The following is a 23,236-nucleotide window of genomic DNA, read 5'->3' on the forward strand; positions in this document are numbered from 1 at the left end:
AGGCGAGCGAAAGTCCTTTAACTCAAAACTTTTTCCCAATTATCAAAAAACAACCATTAGGCGGGATGAAAGTAAAAAGCTGCTCCCAAAACGATGTAGGTTGCTAAGAGCAGTACGCCTTCTAACCAGTTAGAGCGTCCGTCTAGACTGATAAGATTGGCAACAGTGACAGCGATCGCTACCGCAATCACTTCAAAAGGATTGAAGTTGAGATCCATTGGTTGACCAATGACAACTCCTACCAAAACTAAAATTGGAGCCACGAGCAGGGCAACTAATAAACTAGACCCCATCGCCACAGAAACAGATAAATCCATATTGTTTTTGAGAGCAACGTTGACCGCAGTTACATATTCGGCAGCACCGCCAACCAGAGGCAACAGAACAACACCTGTAAATAAGGGAGTCAAACCCAGACCTTTTGTTGCTTCCTCCACAACTCCCACAAAAATCTCTGACTCAAAGGCAACTGCAACCGTAGAGGCTACTAACACACCAATCCAGAGCCAAAGATTCGGTTTGTGGGCAGTTGATTCAGCTTCAGAACCGATTGAATTTGGTGAGTCTAAATCGACTAATCCCACCTCGTAAAGATAGCTATGAGTTTTTAAAGAAAACAGTAACGTCAGAGCATAAACTACGATTAACACAGTGGCAACTGTGAGGGAGAGATTGCGAATTGCATCGAGTGGAACACCATTTGAGGTATTGATGACCGTCGTGGGCAAAATAAGAGCGATCGCTGCCAGCGTCATCGAGGAACCATTCACCCGCGCCACAATCGGCTTGAATTCCTGTTCTTTATAGCGCAGTCCTCCTAAAAGCATGGAAAGGCCCATGACCAGGAGTAAATTACTGATAATTGTTCCAGTAATACTTGCTTTAACAATGTCAACTAAACCAGCATTTAGAGCTGCTAAAGCAATAATTAGCTCGGTCGCATTTCCAAAGACTGCATTTAACAATGCACCAATCGAAGGCCCCGTAACGACGGCAACTTCTTCAGTCGCAGTGCTTAACCAAATTGCTAGGGGGACGATAGCGATCCCTGATGTAATAAAAATGGCAAGCGAACCCCACCCTAAATATTCAGCAGCAATTGAAATGGGTACAAAAATTAGCAGGACGTAAGAAATAATTTTCTTGATTGACATAGCGAATTGTGGCTGAAATTGCAGAGCATGATGAATTTTCCCACCCGATGAGACGTAGGAAAGTAGCAACGAGTTCTCCCCTGGATGGTTGAGACGAGTCATACTTTCACTGCTTGATGTCATCGAAAATTGGGCACCTCTCACCTCTGTAAGAATATCTGGAAACTTGTCAATTGCACCCTGTCGTTTCTCGTATGCTGATGTAGAAGCAGGAGGACTCGATGCCAGACGACAAACGAGAGGAAGGAAGAACCGCGCCTCGCCCCAATCGAGTGGGAGTTGCTCTGATAGCCGTCTCCGCAACGGGTTTTGCGACGCTGGCAATCTTCGCCAAGCTTGCCTATGCGGAAGGGTTAGATTTGTCCAGCACCCTGGCTTGGCGATTTACAGGCGCGGCAGTGGTACTCTGGGCGTGGCTGGTGTGGCGAGACGAGTGGCGCTTAAAACCGCAAGATGCGATCGCTGCCACCCTTTTAGGAGGCGTGGGGTATGCTATCCAAGCAACTCTGTTCTTTGGCGCTCTTGCTTACACCAGTGCTGGCGTTGCTGCTTTGTTGCTTTACACCTATCCTGCCTTTGTCACTGTCTTGGCGTGGGTAATCGAAGGCGATCGCCCTGGGTTCTACCGAAAAATTGCCCTCAGTTTAGCCCTCACCGGCTGTTTGCTGACTGCCGATTTGGGTGGAACCACCGTGCAGCCTTTAGGGTTAAGCTTGGGGATCGCATCGGGAGCCTGGTACGCACTTTACCTAACCTTTGGGGCGAGATTAGTGCGATCGCTCTCTCCGGTGACAACCAGCGCCTATCTCTCCTTAGGAGCCGCCCTATCTTTTATGGGAGCCGCTTGCTTGGGGCAGGGGCTGATTTTTCCCCACACGACCGTCGCCCTAGGGACAGTAGCCGGGTTGGCAGCGATCGCCACGGTGCTGCCCATCATTACCCTGTTCGCGGGTATTCAGCGGTTGGGAACCTCCAGAGCTGCCATTCTCTCCACCATCGAACCCGTGGTGACGGTGCTGCTGGGAATCATTTTCCTAGGAGAGCAACTCGTAGGGAGACAAATATTGGGAGGGTTACTGGTAGTCAGTTCGGTGGTGTTAATTCAGGCGTTTCCTCAAGATTAGTCGCTTGATTTACCCTCGCAGGGGTCTTGACGCAATTTGATCCCTTTGCTAAGTTCATGGATGAATGGACTTATTGCATAAAACTTAAATAAAAGAGTGATAAGTTCCATAGCGACCTAGAAAAAACTGGCTTTTGCCAAAATTCTCAGGTACGCAGTAAATTCTCAAAATTAAACCAAATTAGACGCTTCCCCCTATGCTCAGCAGCAGTTTTTACTTTTATTGGTTTAGGACGGTTCACCGGCAGTGAATCCAGTGCCCGCATTGGAACCGCCCGGTGAACCGCAGAGTAAAATCTGCGGTTTTTTTGTTTTAAGGAGCAACTTTTCATGGTGATGACCTATTTCAGTAGCTGGTTTTATGGCTTTTATTTTTGGCCCACAAGTTCCGGGTAAATAGCGTCATGCCAATGAATCGTCTATAGCCCGGAACTAGAAAAGGTTCCGGGCTTTTTTGTCAACTCCCTCGCCCTACTCCCTCCTGCAAGGAAGGGTCAGAAAAATCTTTTAGCTTCAAGGAGACTCAAACCATGATTAACGCCAAACTTGCCTCGCAATCCCACGCCAATCACCAAACTACTGTCAAACTTTCCGAACAAGTTTCCATCGGTGGGACGGAACTTGCGATCATCGGTGGGCCTTGTACAGTGGAAAGCTTAGAACAGATGGAAACTGTCGCTAGCCAACTCGCCGCTGCACCCGTTCAGGCGCTGCGTGGCGGTGTCTACAAACCCCGTACCTCTCCCTATGCGTTCCAGGGAATGGGAGTGGAAGGACTCCAGATTTTGGCAGATGTGCGATCGCGTTATGGCATACCCGTCGTCACAGAAGTGATGTCAATTGGGCAAATAGAAGCTGTTGCGACTCACGCGGATATGCTGCAAATTGGGAGCCGTAATATGCAAAACTTCGATTTGCTGAAAGCTTTGGGTCAAGCTGGCAAGCCAATATTGCTTAAACGTGGTCTAGCTTCTACGATTGAAGAATTTGTCATGGCGGCGGAATATATTTTAAGCTACGGCAATCCCGATGTGGTGCTGTGCGAACGGGGGATTCGCAGCTTCGATAACTATACGCGCAATGTGCTGGATTTAGGCGCGGTAGCGGCTTTGAAGCAGATAACCCACTTACCAGTCATTGTCGATCCGTCTCATGCCGTCGGTAAGCGGGAATTGGTGGCACCTTTGGCAAAGGCAGCGATCGCCTGTGGTGCAGATGGCTTAATTATTGAGTGTCACCCAGAACCCGAAAAATCCGTTTCCGATGCTCGTCAGGCGCTTTCCTTAGAAGATATGGTGGATCTCGTTCATAGCTTAAGACCTGTAGCCGCAGCGGTTGGGCGAAATATATCCGAAGTAGGGGCGGGTTTCAGTTTAAAACCTGCCCCTATTCATTTCTCTGCCAAAAAACCATGTGGACTTACGGCTTAATCCTATTGATTAATTCTGTCGCGATAGCAATCTTCTTTAAGTTATACGCGAGTATTCGCCCGCCTTGTAGAGACAAGGCGGGGGAGAAATCAGCAGGATTACATCACATCTTTATTTTTTGTTTTCACCCGCTCATAAAACTCCTCCATCACTTCAATAAAAGAACTATCTTTCTTCCAAAAAGGCGGAAAATCCCCCTGCTTTTTAATTAAAATTGCTGGCAAGCTTGCCAGCGATGCTACTTCAACAGTTTGAGGCAGTCGCTTAGTCCCCAACCAAAATTCTCTGGGATTTACCTTCTCAGTAACCGGGACTTTTTCCAGTGGGGTGTAGTAAGACGCCGAGGATTCTAAAGGAATTTCTTTTGCTATGAGTTCAGTGGATAAAACCTCTCCTAAAGAAGATTTCGCCAGTTCCGCTTGCAGTGCCTCTTTAGATAAACCTCTGAGTTCAAACAAGAGAAACGGATTGTGGTCTAGTTGGGACGCTACCAAGTAGTAGACACCCGCGATGTGTTTGCAGGGATTGGCGTAATCTGGACAAGAACAATTGGTTTTAAAATCTTTGCGATTGTGGGGGAGAAGATGCAATCCTAGGTCAGAAAAAGCATCTTCAATATTATCGGGAACTTCATTCATCAATAGCTTGGAGACAAAGCTAGCTTTTGATGAAAGGTATTTAATCGCCTTCGACCAACTGGATTTATCAATCGGTGTAATTTCAATATTTATAATATAGGTAGGTTCTTTGTAAACTCCAAAATAGGGATTAACTGAACCTTTGACAGTAGCAGTAATTTGATTTTGGTCAATTTGGTAGTGGAGGACTTTCCCCCCATTCGCATAAGAACGTCCTCGTCCTAATCTCGAAGGATCGGTAAAAGCTTCTAAGGCTTGAATAAAGCGTTTTCCCCACCAGGTACGGCTAAATTGAGCCATGATTACTCCAAGATTGCAGCTTTGTTCAGTGAAATCAGTTGTTTAAAGGCTTCGTTATCAAGTTCTGTCAGCCAAGCTTCATCGGTACCAACAACAGCAGAAGACAGCTTTTTCTTATCTTCAATCATTTTATCGATGCGTTCTTCCAAAGTCCCAATTGCAATAAATTTGTGAACAAATACATTTTTATTCTGACCAATCCGAAAAGCTCTATCTGTCGCCTGATCTTCAACGGCGGGGTTCCACCAGCGGTCAAAGTGAAAGACGTGATTTGCTTTCGTTAGCGTAATGCCAACGCCGCCAGCTTTGAGAGAGAGAATAAACACTGATGGTTCAGTTTCTGGGTTTTGAAATTCGGTAATCATTTGTTCTCGCTTGTTGCGGTTGGTGCCTCCATGAATGTAATAAGTGTTGTAGTGACAAGTATGCTTGAGGTATTTTTCTAGGGAGTCGCAGATTTCCTTGAATTGGCTAAAAATTAACAAACTTTCGCCTTCAGAAATGGCTTCCTCAACCATTTCTGCAAGACGGCTAAGTTTATGCGATCGCGCGGTTGAAAATTCGCTCCCATCTTGTAAAAATTGCGCTGGATGATTGCAGATTTGTTTCAGCCTCAGCAAGGTTGACAAAATTAACCCTTTGCGCTGAATGCCTTCGGAATCATTAATTTTTTCGCTCACATCTTTGACGACAGCTTCATAAAGAGAAGCTTGTTCTTTCGTCAAATTGCAATATAATTTTTGTTCGACTTTATCTGGCAGATCGTTAATAATTGATTGGTCAGTCTTGACTCGACGTAAAATAAAAGGCTCTACCAATTTCTTCAACGTCGTAGATTTTACCCGATTATTATCTTTCTGAATTGGGATCTCAAAACCCTTGCGAAATTGTGCTTCTTTACCCAAATAGCCAGGATTCAGAAAGTTAAAAATCGACCATAAATCCAGTAACCTATTTTCTACTGGGGTTCCCGTTAGTGCCAGTCGATGGTTAGCAGTCAACTTTAAAATTGCCTTGGTTTGAGCAGCTTTAGGATTTTTGATATTTTGCGCTTCATCCACCACCACTCGATGCCATTTCAGACTATGCAAAAGTTTTTCATCTTTTCGAGCCAAAGTAAACGATGTAATCACGACATCATGCTTAAGGCAAGCTTCTTTAAAATCAGCGACTTGTTGAAAGCGGCTACTGCCATGATGCACCATTGCTTGTAGATGAGGCGCAAATTTTTCGATTTCTTTTTGCCAATTTCCGACAACTGATGTTGGTGCAATTAACAAAGTTGGTAGGATTGAATCGGCAGATTCTTTTTCATTCACCAGCCGAGCAATGACTTGAACCGACTTACCCAATCCCATATCATCAGCAAGACAACCATTTAGACCGAGCGTTTCTAAATATTGCAACCAGGACACGCCGCGTTTTTGGTATTCGCGTAAATTTCCCTGCAACTTCGGCGGATTTTGAACCGGCTCTAGTCTACTTTTATCCTCCAATTTCGCCATCATTTCTGACAATGTCTGGTCATGCTCGACTTCAATATCATCCTCCGCTGCTGCGGCTAATTTCATGAAATCTAACAAAGTCATTTCTGGCTGTTCTTTAGCCTGAGATTGCCAGAATTCCAACATCTGCTGCATCTTTTCTTGGTCTAGTTCTATCCACTGACCGCGAAATTGCACCAGCGGCGTTTTAGCTTTGACGAGTTGCTGCCATTCTTTTTGAGTAACCGGCTGACCGCCAATTGATAGCTCGTATTGATACTCAACAATCGCGTCTAAATTAAAGTACCCTTTGTTAGCAGCTTTGGATTTACTAACGCTTCGAGAAGACGTTTTCAGCCGAACTCTAGCTTTCCGACGACCATCCGGCGTCCACCAGGCGGGAACGATGACTTTGTAACCGGAATCTTCTAATACCCAGGCGCTTTCTTTGAGAAATTCAAAGGCTTCTTGCAGATTAAGTTGCAACCCGATTGGCTGGTCAGTTTCCAATCCCTGCCACAGTTTAGGATACATCCGCGCTGCATATCCCAAATTCAAAAGCAGATTATTTTCAAAATCTTTGCCAAAGTATTTTTGAATATCTTTTTTACTTTTCTGATTCAGCTGCCAATAATCCCCTAAAGAAAGTTTTAAGGATGGATCTTGTTTGGAATTAGCCAAAAAAGTAATTTGCCAGTTATCGGTTTCCGAGTTAGCTTCTTGTAACTGAAAGCAGAGGTCAAAATTTCCTGTATTTTGGCTGCGGGTTAGTTTAGCTTTCCAGGCATACCACTGCTTGTATTCTTCTAAAGCTTTTTCGGTAGTTTGCGGGTTTTTGCTGTCCGGATAGAAACAATCATAAAGGATGGTATCTGTAATCTGCTGATCGAATTTAGCAGTCGAGGGAGTATGGGTGACAATTTCATGCAACAGACATTCAGAAAAGTGACGGAGTAAGCTTTCTTTAGAAAAAAATTCTACTGTTGTCCTGGGTACGGCAGAACCGGCAACGCAGACTAAAGGCATATAGTCTACGTATCTTTGAATTAATGTTTCATATTTTTCAGAAACAATTTCCCATCCTGAATAAATTTCAAAGGAATTAGCGGTTTGCTTGCGTTTTCCTTTGGTTACAGCAGGAAGTTCTCGATATTTGAGACTGGGAATATATTGGTCTTTGAATATAATTTGTTTAAATGCTTGGGTATAGTGATACCAAAATAAGAGGTCTGAACCAATGATAATTTCGCCAAAGTTATGTAAAGCCAAGAAGTGAATATCGTTAAGCAGTTTAATAACATTGCTAACCTTGGCATAGCTATAACTGCCGGTTTTTACCCTAGTATTTACTTCATAAGTATCGATTTCCCAGTCCGTAAATTCTTCATAGTCTTCGTTAACTTCTTCTTCCAAATATTTAATTAATTCAGGAGAAGGAAGAGGCTGGTTGTTCGCGGTGGGAAGAGCAATGTATTGAGTAGAAATATTCTCGCTAATCTTATGATAGGGTGCTGTGGCGATTCCCAGTTCATTGCTTAGAAAAGCTTCCAAGTCGTCTTTGGCAAGATGGCTGGGATGGCTGTTTTTTTGCGAGTTGCGGCGTTTTTTTAAAATTGGGGTTTCTACCCACAGGTAAAATGCACCTGTTTGTAGGAAATTAGCTTCTGCCTTAGGAATCCAAGTACCGTGGAGGATTTTCATAGGTAGATGCCTCAAGGAGAGTTTTCTCAAATTGTAGCGGGTTAAGGATGCGAACCTTTCGCAGAAGTCGTCCCTTGGGGACATTGCTTCTTATCTGTTGCAATTATTTAGCTATTTGCGTTCCTAGTGTCAAGTTTTCTAACTGGCTTCTGGATTAAAAAATGTAACGGTAAAAGTTAAAATCCGAGTAAAACAGAGCCTTCTACAAAAAACAAAGATTGGTCTTAGAAAGGCAGCCAATATGCTAAACGGTTAATTTCAGTTGTAGCTGAGACTTTTGGAGGGATTCACCCTCTTGTGAATAGGCTTGTACAGATAGCCGTCGTGGTTGCTGTATACACAGTTACAGCCCGGAACTTTCCCACCAGAGATAGATGTTAGCCATGCTAGTAGTTGCACCTACAGACTGACAGCGGTTCTACCGCTAGCACGACAACATTTAAATTGGCGATTGTTATTCTGATTAAGGAAAAAAACACCGGATGGGCGTTATGCCGCAGTGGCCCAGAATCGGACATCAAAGAAGAGCGACGTCAGATGTCCGAACGGTTTAAATAACAAAAGGCCTAGAAGGTGTGGAGTTTTTGTCGCTTCCTCCACTTTGTTACTACCGAGGGGAGGCGCAACCCTCCATCAGAGCGGTCTTAGGTAGTAAACGCTTGTGCTGTAACAACTCATTGTCTATGCAAAAAAGCCTTGACTCCTTTTGGAGTCAAGGCTTTTCTGTCTGATTATCTTATCTGCATCCTAAATGATTTGTGAAGGCGAGATCCGCGATTTCCAGACAGAAGTTGGGGATCTCAAGGGCTGGCTCATTACTCAAATAAAATTGCTATATCTGCGATCGCTGTTGGCAATTTTCTGTATTTCTTCAGCAATTTATTTTCGCTACCCTCAGCCCCTTTTTAAAACCTGTACGCATAGCAGGCTCCCCAAACCCCTCTCCGACCTCTATAGAGGGGTTTTGAAGAGGAATGCACTAGGTTAGATTTGCGAGGCCTTTGAGCGAATTAGAAAAACTTGCACCTGGCGTGGCTTATCTGGGAACAGGTTCATAGTTTGTTCCTTGCAACAATAATGAAACCAGCGGGGATGCCATGAGGGTAGTGATAATTGCCATAACGACCATGATGGTAAATAAGGTTGGAGTAATTACACCTTCCTCTAAACCAATGTTGAGGATAATTAACTCCATCAATCCTCGTGCGTTCATTAGCGCCCCAATGGTTGCGGACTCGCGCCAACTTTCACTGGCGAGTTTTGCTGCCAACATACAAGCTAGCCCTTTCCCCGCGATCGCTATCAGGATAATCAGTAATGCGATCGCCCAGAGTTGCGGCGTGTTGACTAACCCGATTTGCGTGTTCAGTCCGGAGAAAACGAAGAAAATCGGGAGCAAAAACGAAGTCGTCAAAAACTCCGTGTGGTGGCGCACTTGATCGGCAAATTCGCCCCGTGGCATCACCGTACCCAGAATAAACGCCCCAAACACCGCATAGATGCCTACCAAATCGGTAAACCACGCGCATACCATCAAAACGATTAATACTAATGTCAGGGTTTGCATCGTCACGCCCTTCTCTTGCTTCGTCCGACGTGCGAAAAAGGTAAATGCCGGTCGTCCGACGAAAATCATCAACAACACATAGCCAAAACCCCCGCCAATCGCAAAAGCGGCAATACTGGCGCTGCCTTTAATGCTGGCGAGTACAATCGCCAGCAAACACCATGCCGTCGCATCATCAATCGAACCTGCCGCCAGTGCCAGCGTGCCGAAGCGGGTTTTGGCGATGCCGCGTTCGTATAGCATCCGGGCGAGCATGGGAAATGCTGTAATTGACATGGATGCGCCCAGATATAAGGCTGCTGCCGGACGAGTAATTCCAGGTTTGAAGAGTTCGCCATTGCCGTACAACAACAAAGCTGCGATCGCGCCTAAGATAAAAGGAGCCAAAATTCCTGCCCCAGATACCAAACCGGCACTCTTGACTCGGCGCTTGATCAAATCGGTATTAAACTCTAAGCCGATCAAGAACATATAAATGACCAACCCAATCTGGCTGATGGCAAAGAGAATCGACATCGATGGGTTGGGAATTTTCGTCGCCGCATCAATCACAATCGGGGCTTTGGGGAACAGCCATTGCTGCACATCAGGAAGCAGCAGACCAAATAGAGATGGCCCTAACATCACCCCCGCGATCATCTCGCAGACAACATCGGTTTGACCAAAATAGCGCCGCCCAATCATCGACACAATGCGACAAGTAGCGAGAATAACGGTTAGTTGCAGCAATAACTTTAAAACGAGATCAAAATTCGACATCCTATGCCTCTGGGTCGGGAGTGTTGCGATGTATCTAGGAGTAAAGTGCTGAGAGTTTATATAGAATCAGCGCTTACATCCCGATTTCCGTACCCAAACTTTTTTCAGCAAGTTTTTGCAACATAACCTAGAAAGTTGCTCTAGGAATCTAGGGAATATTATTAATGTGAGAAAATTTCACACCCCATTAGAATGAATACAGCATCAGTAAGCGGCTGTAAGACTTTAACCTGCTAAGCGTGCGGCTTTCTATTCAGAAAATACACCTTTTGGTATTAGGATTGGTTTACTGAGTTCTTCTCCTTCTGCCGTTAGATGCCTTTTCTAACACGGCTAAATTAAGGAAACTCCTCATGTCAGTCCCCAAAGATCCTCTTCAGCCAATAAAAAATCGACTTCTTGCCGCTTTGCCTGACGAGGAGTACGAACGTCTGGTTCCCCATCTAGAACCCGTCTCGCTCCCACTCAATCAAGTCCTCTACGAACTTGGCGTACCAATTGAATACGTTTATTTTCCCCAACAGGGAATTGTTTCTTTACTCAGCGTGCTGGAAGATGGCTCGACTGTGGAAGCTGGAATGGTGGGTAATGACGGAATGGTAGGTCTCCCCATAATTTTAGGAGGCAACAAAACGAGCAACCGAGCGTTGGTGCAGGTCGCAGGCAATGGCATGAGAATGAAGGCAGAGCAGCTCAGATCCGAGTTTAAGCGGGGAGGGGTACTGCAAAGCCTGCTGTTGCGCTATACGCAAGCACTGCTGACTCAGGTTTCTCAAGGAGTCGCCTGCAACCGCCTGCATACGATAGAAGAGCGACTTGCCCGGTGGCTGCTAACCGTTCAGGATCGCGTGGAATCAGACCAGTTTCCCCTCACTCAGGAATTTATCGCCCAGATGTTGGGCACGCGCCGTTCTGGCGTCACGGTGGCGGCTGGCACCCTCAGCAAAGCGGGAACGATTCGCTACAGCCGTGGCAAAATCACCATTCTCAATCAAGGCGACTTGGAAGCGATCTCCTGCGAGTGTTATGGAATTATCAAAGCCGAGTTCGGTCGGTTGCTTGGCACGGAACACCGTTAGATGGCGTTGTACTAGATGGTGTTTCCCTAGATGCTGTTGCACAACTGTGGCTAGGATTAATGATTGGGCGAGCGTTGTATATAGGGTTTCTCTTTTGGATGCAATAGATTCGGAACCTCACCCCCAACCCCTCGACCTTCACGGAGAGGGGAGAATATTCAACCCTGGGTTCACGAATAGCTATCAAATTCATTCTTCAAGCGGGCGACGCTGGGTAAATGGCGGATAAATTCTTTTTAAATTGTTTGTTTTCTCGTATGTGCGAAAGCGGACAGACGGCGTTTGCGATCGCGTTTATTGTTTAGATAGTACCAAGTGTAACTTGAGCTGAAACTGTCATTCTGCGCGGTTTCCTAAGCGCTACTAAGGGGAGCCAAGCACGAAGCGCACAATCGTAGTACATGGTGAGATGCTACCGTCACCATCACAAGAGACAGTTACACATCATTAGATAGACAGCTTTGAAGCTCCGTCGTGTTGCCAAGTATGAAGGCGAAGATGGCAACTGAAAAATGTGATGAGTCTCAGCAAAGCTGAGCTAAAAGGGGTTTTTGACCACAAAACATGACTAGATGCCGATAAATCTTGTAGGTTTCCCTAAATATGTGCGAAACCGGACAGACGTTACTGTTACTCGTGTTTATGCTTGAAATAGTCAGGTATTAAGTTCCTCTCGTGTCCCTTGTTGTCTCCTTTAATAAACGACTGAATTAGGGAGTTTCCATCTGTCAGGGTCAAAGGAAATAAGAGGTGTAAAATGAATAAATTAACAAGAATGCCTTTTACATATAATGATACGAACCAAGAAAAACTTTGGGGAAATGGTTGGAATAAACTAACTCCAAAGCAGAAAGAATTGGTTTCAGAAATTCTTAGGAATTTAAAACAAAGAAGCCTAGAAGCCTGGTAGTGCGACTCCCTGTTAAAAATAGGTGGATAATTATCTTTCAGAGTGCCTTGTCCTCAAAGTTGGTTGCTTTGATACCAAGGGTCTAAAAACCTCTTCATCCTTTGGAATATCTGTTACTGTTTGCTCTACTTTGTGAGGATGAATCTAGATGCATTCACCGATAAAGTAATTACAGCGATCGCAATTTATCTAGATAATGCTAAATATCAAAAAAATAAACATCAAAATCCCGCCTTGCCCCGAAAGCGGGGCAAGGCGGGATCGATTTAGGACAATTGCTAAAAAATACACCTCTACTTGACAGGTCGCTACACTTTTACTTGTATAACGATAAATGATGCCAATATCACAATCAACTGCCTATACGACTCCGCCCCGGACTAAAGCAGCTTATGAGTTAGAAGCTTTGCTGGACTACATAAAGCGAAGTCGTGGTTTTGATTTCACCAGCTACAAGCGTCCTAGTTTGATGCGTCTGGTAATGAGCCGGATACAGAAAGTGGGGATCGACAGCTGTACAAAGTATATTGATTACCTAAAGGCGCATCCCCAAGAATTTACTCACCTATTTAACACACTTTTAGTCAATGTTACTTCTTTCTTCCGCGATCGCTCAGTTTGGGATTATTTGTCTCACGAGCTGATCCCTCAGATCGTTGCGAAGAAGGAACCAGACGAACCGATTCGAGTTTGGAGTGCTGCATGCGCTTCTGGAGAGGAAGCTTACTCGTTAGCAATCATCCTTGCGGAAATACTGGGAATCGAACAGTTCCAGGCGCGGGTCAAAATCTACGCCACAGATATCGATGAGGAAGCGCTTAAGCAAGCTCGTCAGGGAACTTATACGGCTAAGGAAGTTGCGGGGATTCCTCCCGCTTTGTTAGAGAAATACTTTGATAGCACTCCTAACAGCTACATTGTTCATAAGGAGTTGCGTTCTGCGCTACTGTTTAGTCGCCACAACTTGATTGAAGATGCGCCCATCTCCCGTCTCGATCTGCTGATGTGCCGCAACGCCCTGATGTATTTTAATCCCGAAGCCCAACGAAAAATCCAGTCCCGCTTTCACTTTGCGCTCCGGGATAGTGGCTTTCTCGTATTAGGTCATGCGGAGGGACTGCTCAACAGCCCTCAGACTTTCAGCACCGCAGATTTGAAGCGACGTGTTTATACAAAGACGCCAAAGGTGAATGTGCATCTGAATGCATCTGAGGTGCAGGACTCCAAACGCGATCGCATCCGCCAAGGTGTCCAGACTAAAGGTGTCCAGACTAAGGGAGAGGAGTTGCGATCGCTTACCCAGACAAGCCCTGAAAAGGCAGTGAAGCCTCTAGAAAAGCAACCCTCATACTTCCAGCAAGAGTTGCAGCAAGAGTTGCAGCAAGCGTTCCAGCAAGTGTTCCAGCCAGAGTTCCAGCAAGTGTTTCAGCCACAGGTAAAAACCAAGCAACCCTCGTCTACCCATCAAGCGTTAACAACCGAGCAGACACAACTCCTGGTGCTTCAAGAAGAGCTAAAAACCGTTCAGCAAGAACGTCTGGATCTCAAAAAACAGTTGAACAGGACTCAAGAGGAACTCCAGTCCACCCACGAACAACTACAGACGATGAATCAGGAGTTGCAGTCTCTCAGTGAAGAACTGTACCAGCGCAACGAAGAACTCAATCAAGCCAAAGCTTTGTTAAAGAAGATGACTCAACCTAAATTTCATGGAGTCGCCTAGCGCGTTGTGTCCCTCTTATCGCACTTCTCGTTGGGATGCAGTGCAATTTAACCCCATCGCGGCCCCTTTCCACTTGTGGAGATCGAGTTGGGGGTGAGGTTAGGAGTGTGTATTGCAACAAAGTGGCGCAAGTCTAAACAGAGGGATTTCTCGGTGACGCTGCAAGCCCACACGATAGCGCTATTCTTTGTGTAGGTAGTTTACACCTAGCCCATCGCTACTAAATCATGTTCGAGCGGCGCACTGCGATTTCTCTATCGAATATCCTGCTAATTGTCGTCACCAGTTTGTTGGGAGTGTTGCTATGGCAGCTGCGGAGTCTCCTAGTCATCCTCATGGTTGCCGTAGTCATCGCAGCGACGATTTCCCCCCTCATCGACAAGGCTGAACGCTTGCAGCTTCCCCGGTGGTTGGCGGTCATTGTTGTTTATGTAACGCTAATTTCTGGCATCGTTGGGGCGGGATTGATTATTGGCCCTACCGTAGCCGCGCAGATTCAACTGCTTGCCGTCAATTTGCCAATATACATTGAAAATCTTCGGGCACTCATTCAGAAAATTGTAATCAGTTACAACGACGAGCGACCCGATTTAGTCAACCAACTCCTTGATACCCAAGCGCTAACTAGGTGGGTGTTTAGTTCCAGTCAACAAGTCCTGCTGCGCTCTTACGACATCACCAAAGGAATTATTGGCGGCGTTTTTAGCTTAATTTTGGCTTTATTGATTTCCGGTTATATGGTGGCGGGTAGTCAAAACCTGGTTAAAGGTTTGGTGCAGCTATTCCCGTCACCTTGGGATGAACGTCTGGAGGCTCAAGTGGCACCGATGAGCCAGCGGATGGGGAATTATATCCAAGGTCGAGTTGCGGTTTCAGGGATTTTAGGGGTAGCGATTACCCTTGGCTTAGGTTTTTTAGGGCTATCAGAGTTTGCACTCGGACTTGGCGTGATCGCTGGTTTCACCAATTTGATCCCCTTTGTGGGGCCAGTTTTGGGAGCCATTCCCGCTCTCATCGTGGCAGTTTCTCAAGGTGGGTGGACGTTCCTGTGGGTGCTGCTGTTGTTCGTGATTATCCAGAATGTGGAAACTTATGTCCTCGATCCGCTACTGGTAGGTTCTTCTGTGAAAGTCCATCCTTTGTATCAACTGCTGGGGGTGCTAGGAGGAACGCAGGTTTTAGGCATTCTTGGCGCGTTGATTGTTCCTCCTTGGGTGGCGGGTGCCGCTGTCCTGTTGGAAAATCTTTACTTAAAACCTAAATTGATAGCCGAAAATAAAGCGGGTGTTATCGTCGAAGCCTCACCTGATTCCACCGCTATTCCCCTCAAATCTTCAACAATGAAGTAGTCAATTCTGGGTCGTTTTTTTAACTTTGCTTACCTCTGCATTCTTTGCTGAACTCGGAACCTCACCCCCAACCCCTCTCCGTGAACGGAGAGGGGAGAATATTGAACCCCTCTGGGTGAAGGTCGAGGGGCGGGGGTGGGGTTAAACTTTACTGCTTCCAATAGAGAATTGCTATTCGCTGGATCTTGCATCCCTCTTAGGTTTCGTCTTATCAAACATAAAGTTTTACGACAGGTAGTTGATTTGATCGGCAAAAATTCCGTAGCATTTGTTACAGAAATGTTTTGAAAATAGCTTATCAGTGGAGGCTCTTAACTGCGACGGAGAGCAGTCAGCCAACTCTGAGTGCTGTTATCGCTATTGGAGGGGAAACAGATATGACATTGAATTATTGCGTACTTCCTTTGCTGTCTCGGACTAGAAGCTGGGCACCTCAAACCAATCGAACCCAGTCTCAGATGGATTATCAGGATTCAACTTGGGTACAGTTGCTAGAACTTCCCAACCCTTATAGCCACGATGAAGCGTTGCTACTTTGCCAGCAGTCTGAGGACGAATGGGTAGCATGGATTCCGGATCATGGTGAAGCGGTGCTGCATACAAGCCAGTTTATTAGAGTTCGTTAGAAGGATGCGAGTAGAGCGATCGCTACGCTTTATGCAACGCAACTCGATAAGCGATCGCATCACCTCCAACTCCTCTTGTTAAGGCACGAACCGCCCTAAAATGCCTTTCGCAATCTTTCTATCCCTCGGATTGGAAGAAAGCAAGCGCAACAACAATTGACGAAAAACCCAACGCCTCAGCAACGGCAAAAATAACAGCGACAGACGCTTAAAGGCTACTTGCAAGAACCACGCCATCGCCGCCGATGCTAACAGCGTCCATAAATTCAGGCGCTGTAAGTTAGAGATAACTGTCGCAGCCGTAGTTAGTAAAGAGAGCATCCAAGATAGGCCATTCAACCATAAGGCAATCTTGAGCTGTAGCTGATTGAGCAGTTGATCGATTAGCCAGTGGTGAGCAGTTGCGATCGCTAAACACCAAATAGAATCTTTAAGACAATCGTGGCGAATTTGGTGAATGATATCTCCATCGAGAGCGATCGTACTCTGCATGACAAAGTTTTCCGCTACTGACTCTCTACTCTCCGCTTGCTCGTAGTGAGTGCAGAAAATCAGCCCAGACTGCAAGCAGCTTCCCGCATCTACTAGCGCATAAGAACGCAACTCTGCTAGCAAACGCCGGGAAATGGATAAGTTTTGTCCATTGGTTTTAGCTTGCAAAATTTGATCGAGGATGTTTTCATCTAAGTTGAATCTGATGAAATGAGACACTAACTGTCCCTTTGCGTCTTTGACTTCCTCGATTTGAATGCATGAATCTAAATTAAGAGGTTGCCTAAAGGAACCTGATAGATAATTTCCCACTCCTTCTCAGCTCATCTTTCCTATTTTTTTGGCCTATTTTTTTAGCTCGGTTTTTTCAGGATTAATTGCGGTTTTTGAATAAATTTTTCATTGAGGAACTGCCTTGATTGACCAACGATTCCACTAAACTTACCATAAATTCTAATAACCCATGCCACTGTTTTTCACCCGCAGTAACACCCTGTCTGTGGATATCTAAAATGATATCTTTATGCTCGTGTTCAAAAAGTCTCTGATGATAGCGGTTGATAATATCTCCATCTAACTGAATGATTGATTGGGCATAAATCATATCGGTTGTTACTTCTTCAACCGGGTCTAATGCTTGCGATGCTTCGCTTTTTTGCAAAGACTTATTCCGATTATCCAGGGCTGCTTTCAGCTCATCAACTTTCCGCAAGCTCCGTAAAAATCTACTGTCATCGAGTAAGTTTTGAATCTTGTTAATCTCAACAGCCGGATTCGCAGAAGGACTCAGCGGGTTAGGCAGTTTTGTTTTTTGAATATCCAGTTCTGCTGTGGGATCGCTGAGAACTCGGACATATTCCCTGAGCTGTGAAGCATCCTGTTCTAAAAGTTTCTCCTCAAGGCAATATAGGCAATACTCTGTCTCGATTTGTTTACGCAGACTCAGATACCGAGGCCATAGAGATGGATGGATTCCTGTTCTTTCCAAATAGGTTGTGGAAATTGGGTAAATATCTCGATACGCTTCCCAAGGAATAAACTTAGTCCCGCTAATATGATCCACGACCATTGTATTTACTTCGAGAGCCGTGATGTCGATTAGCACATCGGTCAGAGACTGCAAAAAGTTGTTAAAATTTTTCCGCAGGTTGGGATTAATCTCGTTGCTGTTGGTATCTGGTGTATTGACCATCGTTGTATAAATCCAGTTTGGTTTTAATGATTATTTGGAGGGTGGTGGAGGCGATGGATTGTCAAATTCGTTTTCATCTTCTTCAAATTCATCAAACTCATCAAACGGCTTTGGCGGTGTTTGTGAAGGCGGTGTTTGTGAAAATAAAGCCTCTTCAATGTTGACGGGCGATCGCGTATCTGACATCGGTGGAGAAGGCTGGGACGGCTCCACGGGAGTGTCTCCAAACAAAACCGCTATGGGATCTGAAATGCCGCTAGGATTGCTGATATCAGGCGTCGTTGACGGCTCCTCATCTTCTTCCCAGCCATCGTCATTCTCATTCCAGACCTCATCTTCAACAGGCGCAAACCTCGCTGAGAAGGGGTGTGTCGGTTCCTCCTCGACTTCCACTTCTTCCCACTCCTCCTCGGTTCCCCAGTTCACCGCCGAGCCAAATTCCGGCCTCCACCCTGTCTCAAATGGCGGTTCCTGGATGACGGCTTCTTCCCGCTCCTGGGCACTCACGGCTGGCTCTACAGGGGTCTCTGGGGTCGCTGGGGGCAGGAAATCCGGGGGAAGCGCCGAGCCGAATTCCGGCGTCCACCCTGGCTGAAACGGTGGTTCCTGGATGACGGCTTCTTCCCATTCCTGGGCACTCACGGCTGGCTCTACAGAGGTCTCTGGGGTCACTGGGGGCAGGAAATCCGGGGGAAGCGCTGAGCCGAATTCCGGCGTCCACCCTGGCTCAAACGGTGGTTCCTGGATGACGGCTTCTTCCCATTCGGCACTCACGGCTGGCTCTACAGGGGTTTCTGGGGTCGCTGGGGGCAGGAAATCGGGTGTGACGGATGGAGTAGGTGCAATGGCAGGAACGGTGTCAATCTCCACGCGGGGGTCAAATGCGATCGCATCTGTTGGCGACCCCTCAACAAGCAAAACTTCAGGCTCAATTGTCACGATAGAAGCTGCGGTTTCGTCTGGTGGTAGGCGAGGATCAACTCTAGACTTGTCTGGAGGAATCGGGGCAGCTTTAGGATTCTGGTACCCGACTCTTAGCAACATCCCAAATAACTTTTGCAAACTCTTGAGATTGTCGTTGATAATCGCGCGGCTTTGCTGAACTTGCTCTAGATGGAATTGTCGCAGTTCGCTATAGGGGCCACTGTTGAGAAAGCGATCGCCAATCTCGTTGGTGATGTCGCCCTCAACGATATTAATCCGAGTCTGCATCCGAGAACCTGGTTGAGGCTGTTCTTCGCTTGTCCTGTCATCTACGTCGGCAGAGCTAACCCAGGTGGTGATTTCTAACTCAATCGTCTCACTGAGTGCCGTAGAAAGTGCCTCAACAATTTTGCCAGCTTTGAGTTGTTGTTTGAATTTATCGCTTGCCGCCATAACCAAATTTCCAGCCAATTGTGAGTTGTCAATAGAAAGAGGACTGAGGACTGAGGTTTGAGGACTGAGGACTGAGGACTGAGGTTTGAGGACTGAGGTTTGAGGACTGAGGTTTGAGGACTGAGGTTTGAGGACTGAGGTTTGAGGACTGAGGACTGAGGTTTGAGGACTGAGGACTGAGGACTGAGGTTTGAGGACTGAGGTTTGAGGACTGAGGTTTAAAGTAACTAGGGTACAAGCCTTTTCAAAACGGAAATTAGAGGCGCAGTTTGTTTCAAGTTGATGTAGCCCCAAGGAATAAAGCGTCCTGATTTCAAGCCCCTATTTTTAAGTCTGGGGTATACTCAACACTCAAAACTCAGTCCTGAAGAGAAGCTTAACCTTTGACTTGCATTTATTTTGGCTCTCAAGTGTTCTGACTCTTAAGGATTATCTGAATCGATAGGAGGTAAAACTTGCTGTAGATTTGAACGCGATCGCGATCCAGGTATCTCAGACAGCGTGTTCGTTAAAACTGTAAACAGCTGTTGCAAGTTTGCCAGGTTTTCCTGAATAATTTCCCGACCTTCGTGAACTTGCTGGAGGTGAAATTCCCGCAGTTCGTTGTAGGGGCCGCTATTCAAAAATTCGCTGCCGACTTCATTTTCTATATCACCATCCACAATGTTGATGCGGGTTCGCATACAGTGACCGGGTAAAGGTTGACCGGATAAAGATTGGTCTGTCCTCACCCCAGGCGAGGCATCTGAGTCAGCCGATGAAACCCAGGTGGTGATTTCTAACTCGATGGCTTCGCTGAGTGCCAAGGTGAGCGCCTCAAAAATTTTGCCAGCCTTGAGTTGTGCTTTAAACTCGTTACTTACTCCCATGAAGAAAAGCCCTCCAAAAGCTTTGCCTTAGCCAATATTAGACACGCAGATCCTTTGCCTCAATCAAAAATCTAGGAACCTTAACAAATTCCGGAGCAATTTAAGAAAAAGGCACCAATCAATTATCAGTTGTTATTTGCTGGTAGCAATGGACAACAAACTTCTTTCATTTTTTATCCTGCCAAAAGTCGGTGACATCATATCCCAGTTCACCGAACATCTGGCGAAGTAGTGGCAAGCTCAGACCAATGACATTCGTATGGCAACCTTCCAGTTTGTCTACAAATAGTCCCCCTCTGCCTTCCAGGGCAAAGCAGCCAGCACATTTAAGGGGTTCGCCAGTGGCGACGTAGGCTTCAATCTGGCGATCGCTAGCATCGGCAAAATAAACTTTTGTGATGCCGCAGCGTACCACGGTTTTGTCTTGCTGCTGGTCAATTAAAGCATGACCCGTATAGAGTTCGCCGATTTGGGAGCGCATTTTTTGCCAACGGGCGATCGCTTGTGCTGCATCTGCTGGTTTCCCATGAATCTCACCGTTAACCAGCAACACCGAATCGCATCCCAATATCAAAGCATCTGGAAATTGATTCGCAACCGTTTCCGCTTTCCGCAACGCCAGAGTTTGCACCAATTCGGATGCAACGCTAGTTGAGACTTGGGACTCATCAAAATCACTAGGGCAAACCACCGGCTCGATTCCGGCACTTTGCAACAGGCGACGGCGGGCTGGAGAAGCGGAGGCTAAGACTAAAGTGGGAAGGGTCATCGTTCTGTTGTCAGTGGCGAGTTGCTAATTGTCAAAAGTTTTAAGTGTTGAGTTTTGAATTAAATAATTCTCTTTTCGCCTCAACTCTTATCACTCTCATCACTTTTATGAGCCATTAGCCATCAGCCGATCGCTATTAATAGACGGAAAATGAACTAACGACTTGCTCTAACAATGGCTTCAACTTTTCCCAGCGTTTTTCTGTGGTAGAAGCGTTGAAGGTGACAAGTTTACCGCGACTGACGGCGATAGAGGCAAGATTATGGCGTTGCTGATTGGGGAGTTTGACGGTGTATTCCAGTATGTAATAAGTCTTAGAGTTAGATTCCAGCTTTTCAGCGTTCACTAATTCTGCCTCGCGTCCCGATCCTGGGGGTGCGATCGCGCTTTTTGATAATTTGTATCCCACTTCCGTCGGTGTCCCCAACTCAGCGAGGCTTTTCTCTGCCCCAACCGGGTTAATGACGACTGACACATTTTCAGAAGGCTCAATGATATCGTGGAACACCACATCGGCTCCACCCTTCACCTCGACTGGAAGCCAGCCGTTGGGATATAGGAACTGATAACCGTCGGTGCTATCTACATAGCTTTTTAAGCCACTGGTGGCACTAGCGACAGTGCAACTTTGCAAGCTTACGCTTAATACCACCAGTAGTAGTGCGGCAATCCGTTTTAGCATTTCCCTCTTTCCTTGCAATTTTGTCACTAAGCGCCATTTGTCTCATTTTCCCACTTCCGGGGAACTTCAGAGGAAACAACGCTACAGAGGAAATAACCTGGTTTGCCGTCTCAAATAGCCGCAATTCTCTATTGGATGCAGTCCCGAACCTCACCCCTAACCCCTCTCCGTTCACGGAGAGGGGAAATATTGAACCCCTCCCCGTGAACGGGGAGGGGCAGGGGTGGGGTTCCGAGTGTCTATCGCCCAAGATTTTTTGTCCGAATGCGTCGCCCCTACTCGCACCGAATTATTCAGGCAATTTCACCATCTCTCGCACGTTACCGCGCACGCCACCCACTCCCTGGCTAAACTGACGATCTTGCTGATGGACGATCGTTGGCATCCCATATTTCGGTGCCATGATAATCACCCCAAAACGGTCTACCTTCAGATGGGGAATGCATTGCAGGCGGTAGCGTTGTAAAAGCATTGCCAGCACGATTTTGATTTCCATCATGGCAAAGGCTGCACCGATGCACATCCGAGGCCCAGCGCTGAAGGGATTGTATTCAAAAATAGTGGGTTCAAATCCTTCCCAACGGTGCGGATTAAAAACCGCCGGTTCTGGATAGAGTTCGGGCATCTGGTGAGTCTGGTAAATACTGACAAATACCTCCGTTCCCGAAGGCAAGGCATAACCACCGAGTTCAGTCGGTTGCGCGGTGACGCGCCCATTCCAGGGGACTGGCGGCAATACACGCATACTCTCTTTGATAACTCGCTCTAATAACGGCAACTGTTGCAATTGCTCGACTGTCGGCGCTTCACCATGCAGCACGCTTTCGAGTTCGTCGAGGAGATCGGCAAAAATTTGCGGATGCTGCGAGAGGAGGAACAGCGTCCAGGTAAGTGCATTGGAACTGGTTTCGTGTCCGGCTAAAAAGAAGACGCCAGTATGTCCCAGCAATTCATCATCGCTCAGAGCGAGGCCAGTTTCGGCGTCACGAGCTTGGATCAGCATCGACAGCACATCCCCATCGTCAGTGCCCTTTGCCCTTTTAGTTGCAATCAGCGATCGCATCTCGTCGTCAAGTTGGGCGATTAGATTCAGAAAGCGATGGTAGGGCAATCCTGGTAAGTCCACAGGGAATAGTGCCATCATGGGGGTTCCCAGCAAACCTACAGTATCCTGAAAAAGTTTCCCGGTAATGCCGCCCATCTCGCCAACATCAGCACCAAACAGTGTCTTTGTCGCCACTCGCATTGTCAGCAGTCGCATAATCTGGTCAATGTCACTTTGCTCCCCAACCCGGATTTGATCGAGTACCGATTGGGTGATGGTAACGATATCGTTGCGGTAGGACTCGATGCGCTGTTTGTGAAAGGCGGGCATGAGGAGTTGACGAGCTTGCCGATGGCGATCGCTATTGATGCCAAAGAGTCCCACGGCAAAGTGCTTCAGGGGTTCTGTCCGCGCCGAGGCTTCCCGCCTGCGGTACAATTTTCCGGATAAGGGATGCTTATAATAAATCTCGTGCTGGGTCGTTACTTGGCGCACGAGTTCCGGGCCATAGACAAATACAGTACCGGGACAATTGGGGAGCGGTGAATAAAGATTTGTGCCCCCACCATAAGTCAGGGAGACAACTGAGCCATAGGTTTGGAAAAGGTCGCGGGTATAGCCGATCGAGTCGGATGCGAAGCGATAAATATGGGTAGCACGTCCGAGAATGGGTCCTGGACGGGGGCCGGGAACGGTTAAATTAGGCTTTAGGGTGGTCGAAGTCATCGTAGTCTCCTTCGGTGATGACATCAAATCAAGCAAATGCGCGAACAGTCTGTAACTGTATGCGCTTAACCTTAACTGCCTCTTGAGTTTACTTGCTCCGTTGGGTTAACTATCTTCATCAACCGGAAGTTATTGCGATCGCGTTTTTGGTCGGGTGCCAGATAACTACGGCTTAGACGGTTTTATCGAGCTAACTGGACTCAGGATGCATGGGCTTGTATCTCATCTAAGTGGCACTTAT

18 protein-coding genes are annotated in these 23,236 nt (G+C 46.6%); 7 read left to right on the forward strand and 11 right to left on the reverse strand.

The features are described 5' to 3' along the window. Nucleotides 1-56: 56 nt before the first annotated feature. Nucleotides 57-1,154: a calcium/proton exchanger gene (gene cax, locus NDI34_RS00245; RefSeq protein ID WP_190415026.1), complete on the reverse strand. Its 1,098-nt coding sequence runs from the start codon at nt 1,152-1,154 to the stop codon at nt 57-59. Nucleotides 1,155-1,375: 221 nt separating this feature from the next. On the opposite strand from cax, the gene NDI34_RS00250 reads away from it, so the two are divergent. Together NDI34_RS00250 and aroF are read left to right on the forward strand one after the other, a co-directional pair. After that, on the forward strand, nt 1,376-2,278 hold the full coding sequence (locus NDI34_RS00250; protein WP_348231502.1) for an EamA family transporter: 903 nt from the start codon (nt 1,376-1,378) through the stop codon (nt 2,276-2,278). 529 nt (nt 2,279-2,807) lie between these two features. Next, nucleotides 2,808-3,707, forward strand: coding sequence for a 3-deoxy-7-phosphoheptulonate synthase (gene aroF, locus NDI34_RS00255; RefSeq protein WP_348231503.1), 900 nt, complete (start codon nt 2,808-2,810; stop codon nt 3,705-3,707). 98 nt (nt 3,708-3,805) lie between these two features. On the opposite strand, the gene NDI34_RS00260 is transcribed toward aroF, so the two are convergent. The 3 genes from NDI34_RS00260 to NDI34_RS00270 all read right to left on the reverse strand — a co-directional run bounded on the left by NDI34_RS00260 (nt 3,806) and on the right by NDI34_RS00270 (nt 10,156). Then, nucleotides 3,806-4,645 carry an SWIM zinc finger family protein gene (locus NDI34_RS00260; RefSeq protein ID WP_348231504.1) on the reverse strand — a complete coding sequence of 280 codons (840 nt, stop codon included), beginning with the start codon at nt 4,643-4,645 and terminating at the stop codon, nt 3,806-3,808. A gap of 2 nt (nt 4,646-4,647) precedes the next feature. Then, nucleotides 4,648-7,830 (reverse strand): DEAD/DEAH box helicase, encoded by a 3,183-nt coding sequence (locus NDI34_RS00265; protein WP_348231505.1) that lies wholly within the window; start codon nt 7,828-7,830, stop codon nt 4,648-4,650. Between the two features lie 1,036 nt (nt 7,831-8,866). Then, a complete protein-coding gene (locus NDI34_RS00270; RefSeq protein ID WP_348231506.1) occupies nt 8,867-10,156 on the reverse strand; it encodes a cation:proton antiporter in 1,290 nt (429 codons plus the stop codon). Nucleotides 10,157-10,509: 353 nt separating this feature from the next. Between NDI34_RS00270 and NDI34_RS00275 the strand changes: the two genes are divergently transcribed. The 5 genes from NDI34_RS00275 (at nt 10,510) to NDI34_RS00295 (ending at nt 15,843) form a co-directional block, all read left to right on the forward strand. Further along, nucleotides 10,510-11,235 (forward strand): Crp/Fnr family transcriptional regulator, encoded by a 726-nt coding sequence (locus tag NDI34_RS00275; RefSeq protein ID WP_190438337.1) that lies wholly within the window; start codon nt 10,510-10,512, stop codon nt 11,233-11,235. Between the two features lie 757 nt (nt 11,236-11,992). Continuing rightward, nucleotides 11,993-12,145, forward strand: coding sequence for a hypothetical protein (locus NDI34_RS00280; RefSeq protein WP_348231507.1), 153 nt, complete (start codon nt 11,993-11,995; stop codon nt 12,143-12,145). A gap of 334 nt (nt 12,146-12,479) precedes the next feature. Continuing rightward, nucleotides 12,480-13,868: a CheR family methyltransferase gene (locus tag NDI34_RS00285; RefSeq protein WP_348231508.1), complete on the forward strand. Its 1,389-nt coding sequence runs from the start codon at nt 12,480-12,482 to the stop codon at nt 13,866-13,868. Between the two features lie 227 nt (nt 13,869-14,095). Continuing rightward, complete coding sequence (locus NDI34_RS00290) at nt 14,096-15,217, forward strand: AI-2E family transporter (RefSeq protein WP_190430723.1); 1,122 nt, start codon at nt 14,096-14,098, stop codon at nt 15,215-15,217. A 377-nt stretch (nt 15,218-15,594) separates the two neighbouring features. Next, the gene (locus tag NDI34_RS00295; protein WP_190430724.1) at nt 15,595-15,843 is read left to right on the forward strand and encodes a hypothetical protein; all 249 of its coding nucleotides are present in this window, start codon (nt 15,595-15,597) and stop codon (nt 15,841-15,843) included. 78 nt (nt 15,844-15,921) lie between these two features. On the opposite strand, the gene NDI34_RS00300 is transcribed toward NDI34_RS00295, so the two are convergent. From NDI34_RS00300 to NDI34_RS00330, 7 genes are all read right to left on the reverse strand, one after another. Next, complete coding sequence (locus tag NDI34_RS00300) at nt 15,922-16,554, reverse strand: hypothetical protein (protein WP_348231509.1); 633 nt, start codon at nt 16,552-16,554, stop codon at nt 15,922-15,924. A gap of 154 nt (nt 16,555-16,708) precedes the next feature. Beyond that, nucleotides 16,709-17,527: a hypothetical protein gene (locus NDI34_RS00305; RefSeq protein WP_348231510.1), complete on the reverse strand. Its 819-nt coding sequence runs from the start codon at nt 17,525-17,527 to the stop codon at nt 16,709-16,711. A gap of 30 nt (nt 17,528-17,557) precedes the next feature. Beyond that, nucleotides 17,558-19,198, reverse strand: coding sequence for a hypothetical protein (locus tag NDI34_RS00310; RefSeq protein WP_348231511.1), 1,641 nt, complete (start codon nt 19,196-19,198; stop codon nt 17,558-17,560). Between the two features lie 128 nt (nt 19,199-19,326). Further along, nucleotides 19,327-19,773 (reverse strand): hypothetical protein, encoded by a 447-nt coding sequence (locus NDI34_RS00315; protein WP_348231512.1) that lies wholly within the window; start codon nt 19,771-19,773, stop codon nt 19,327-19,329. Between the two features lie 166 nt (nt 19,774-19,939). Next, nucleotides 19,940-20,542: a nucleoside triphosphate pyrophosphatase gene (locus NDI34_RS00320; RefSeq protein WP_190689144.1), complete on the reverse strand. Its 603-nt coding sequence runs from the start codon at nt 20,540-20,542 to the stop codon at nt 19,940-19,942. A 136-nt stretch (nt 20,543-20,678) separates the two neighbouring features. Then, nucleotides 20,679-21,224, reverse strand: coding sequence for a photosystem II reaction center PsbP (psbP, locus tag NDI34_RS00325; protein ID WP_190430730.1), 546 nt, complete (start codon nt 21,222-21,224; stop codon nt 20,679-20,681). 289 nt (nt 21,225-21,513) lie between these two features. Then, on the reverse strand, nt 21,514-22,995 hold the full coding sequence (locus tag NDI34_RS00330; protein WP_348231513.1) for a cytochrome P450: 1,482 nt from the start codon (nt 22,993-22,995) through the stop codon (nt 21,514-21,516). Nucleotides 22,996-23,236 lie beyond the last annotated feature (241 nt).

This window comes from Trichocoleus sp. DQ-U1, from assembly GCF_039961925.1.
Taxonomy (GTDB): domain Bacteria; phylum Cyanobacteriota; class Cyanobacteriia; order Cyanobacteriales; family FACHB-T130; genus FACHB-T130.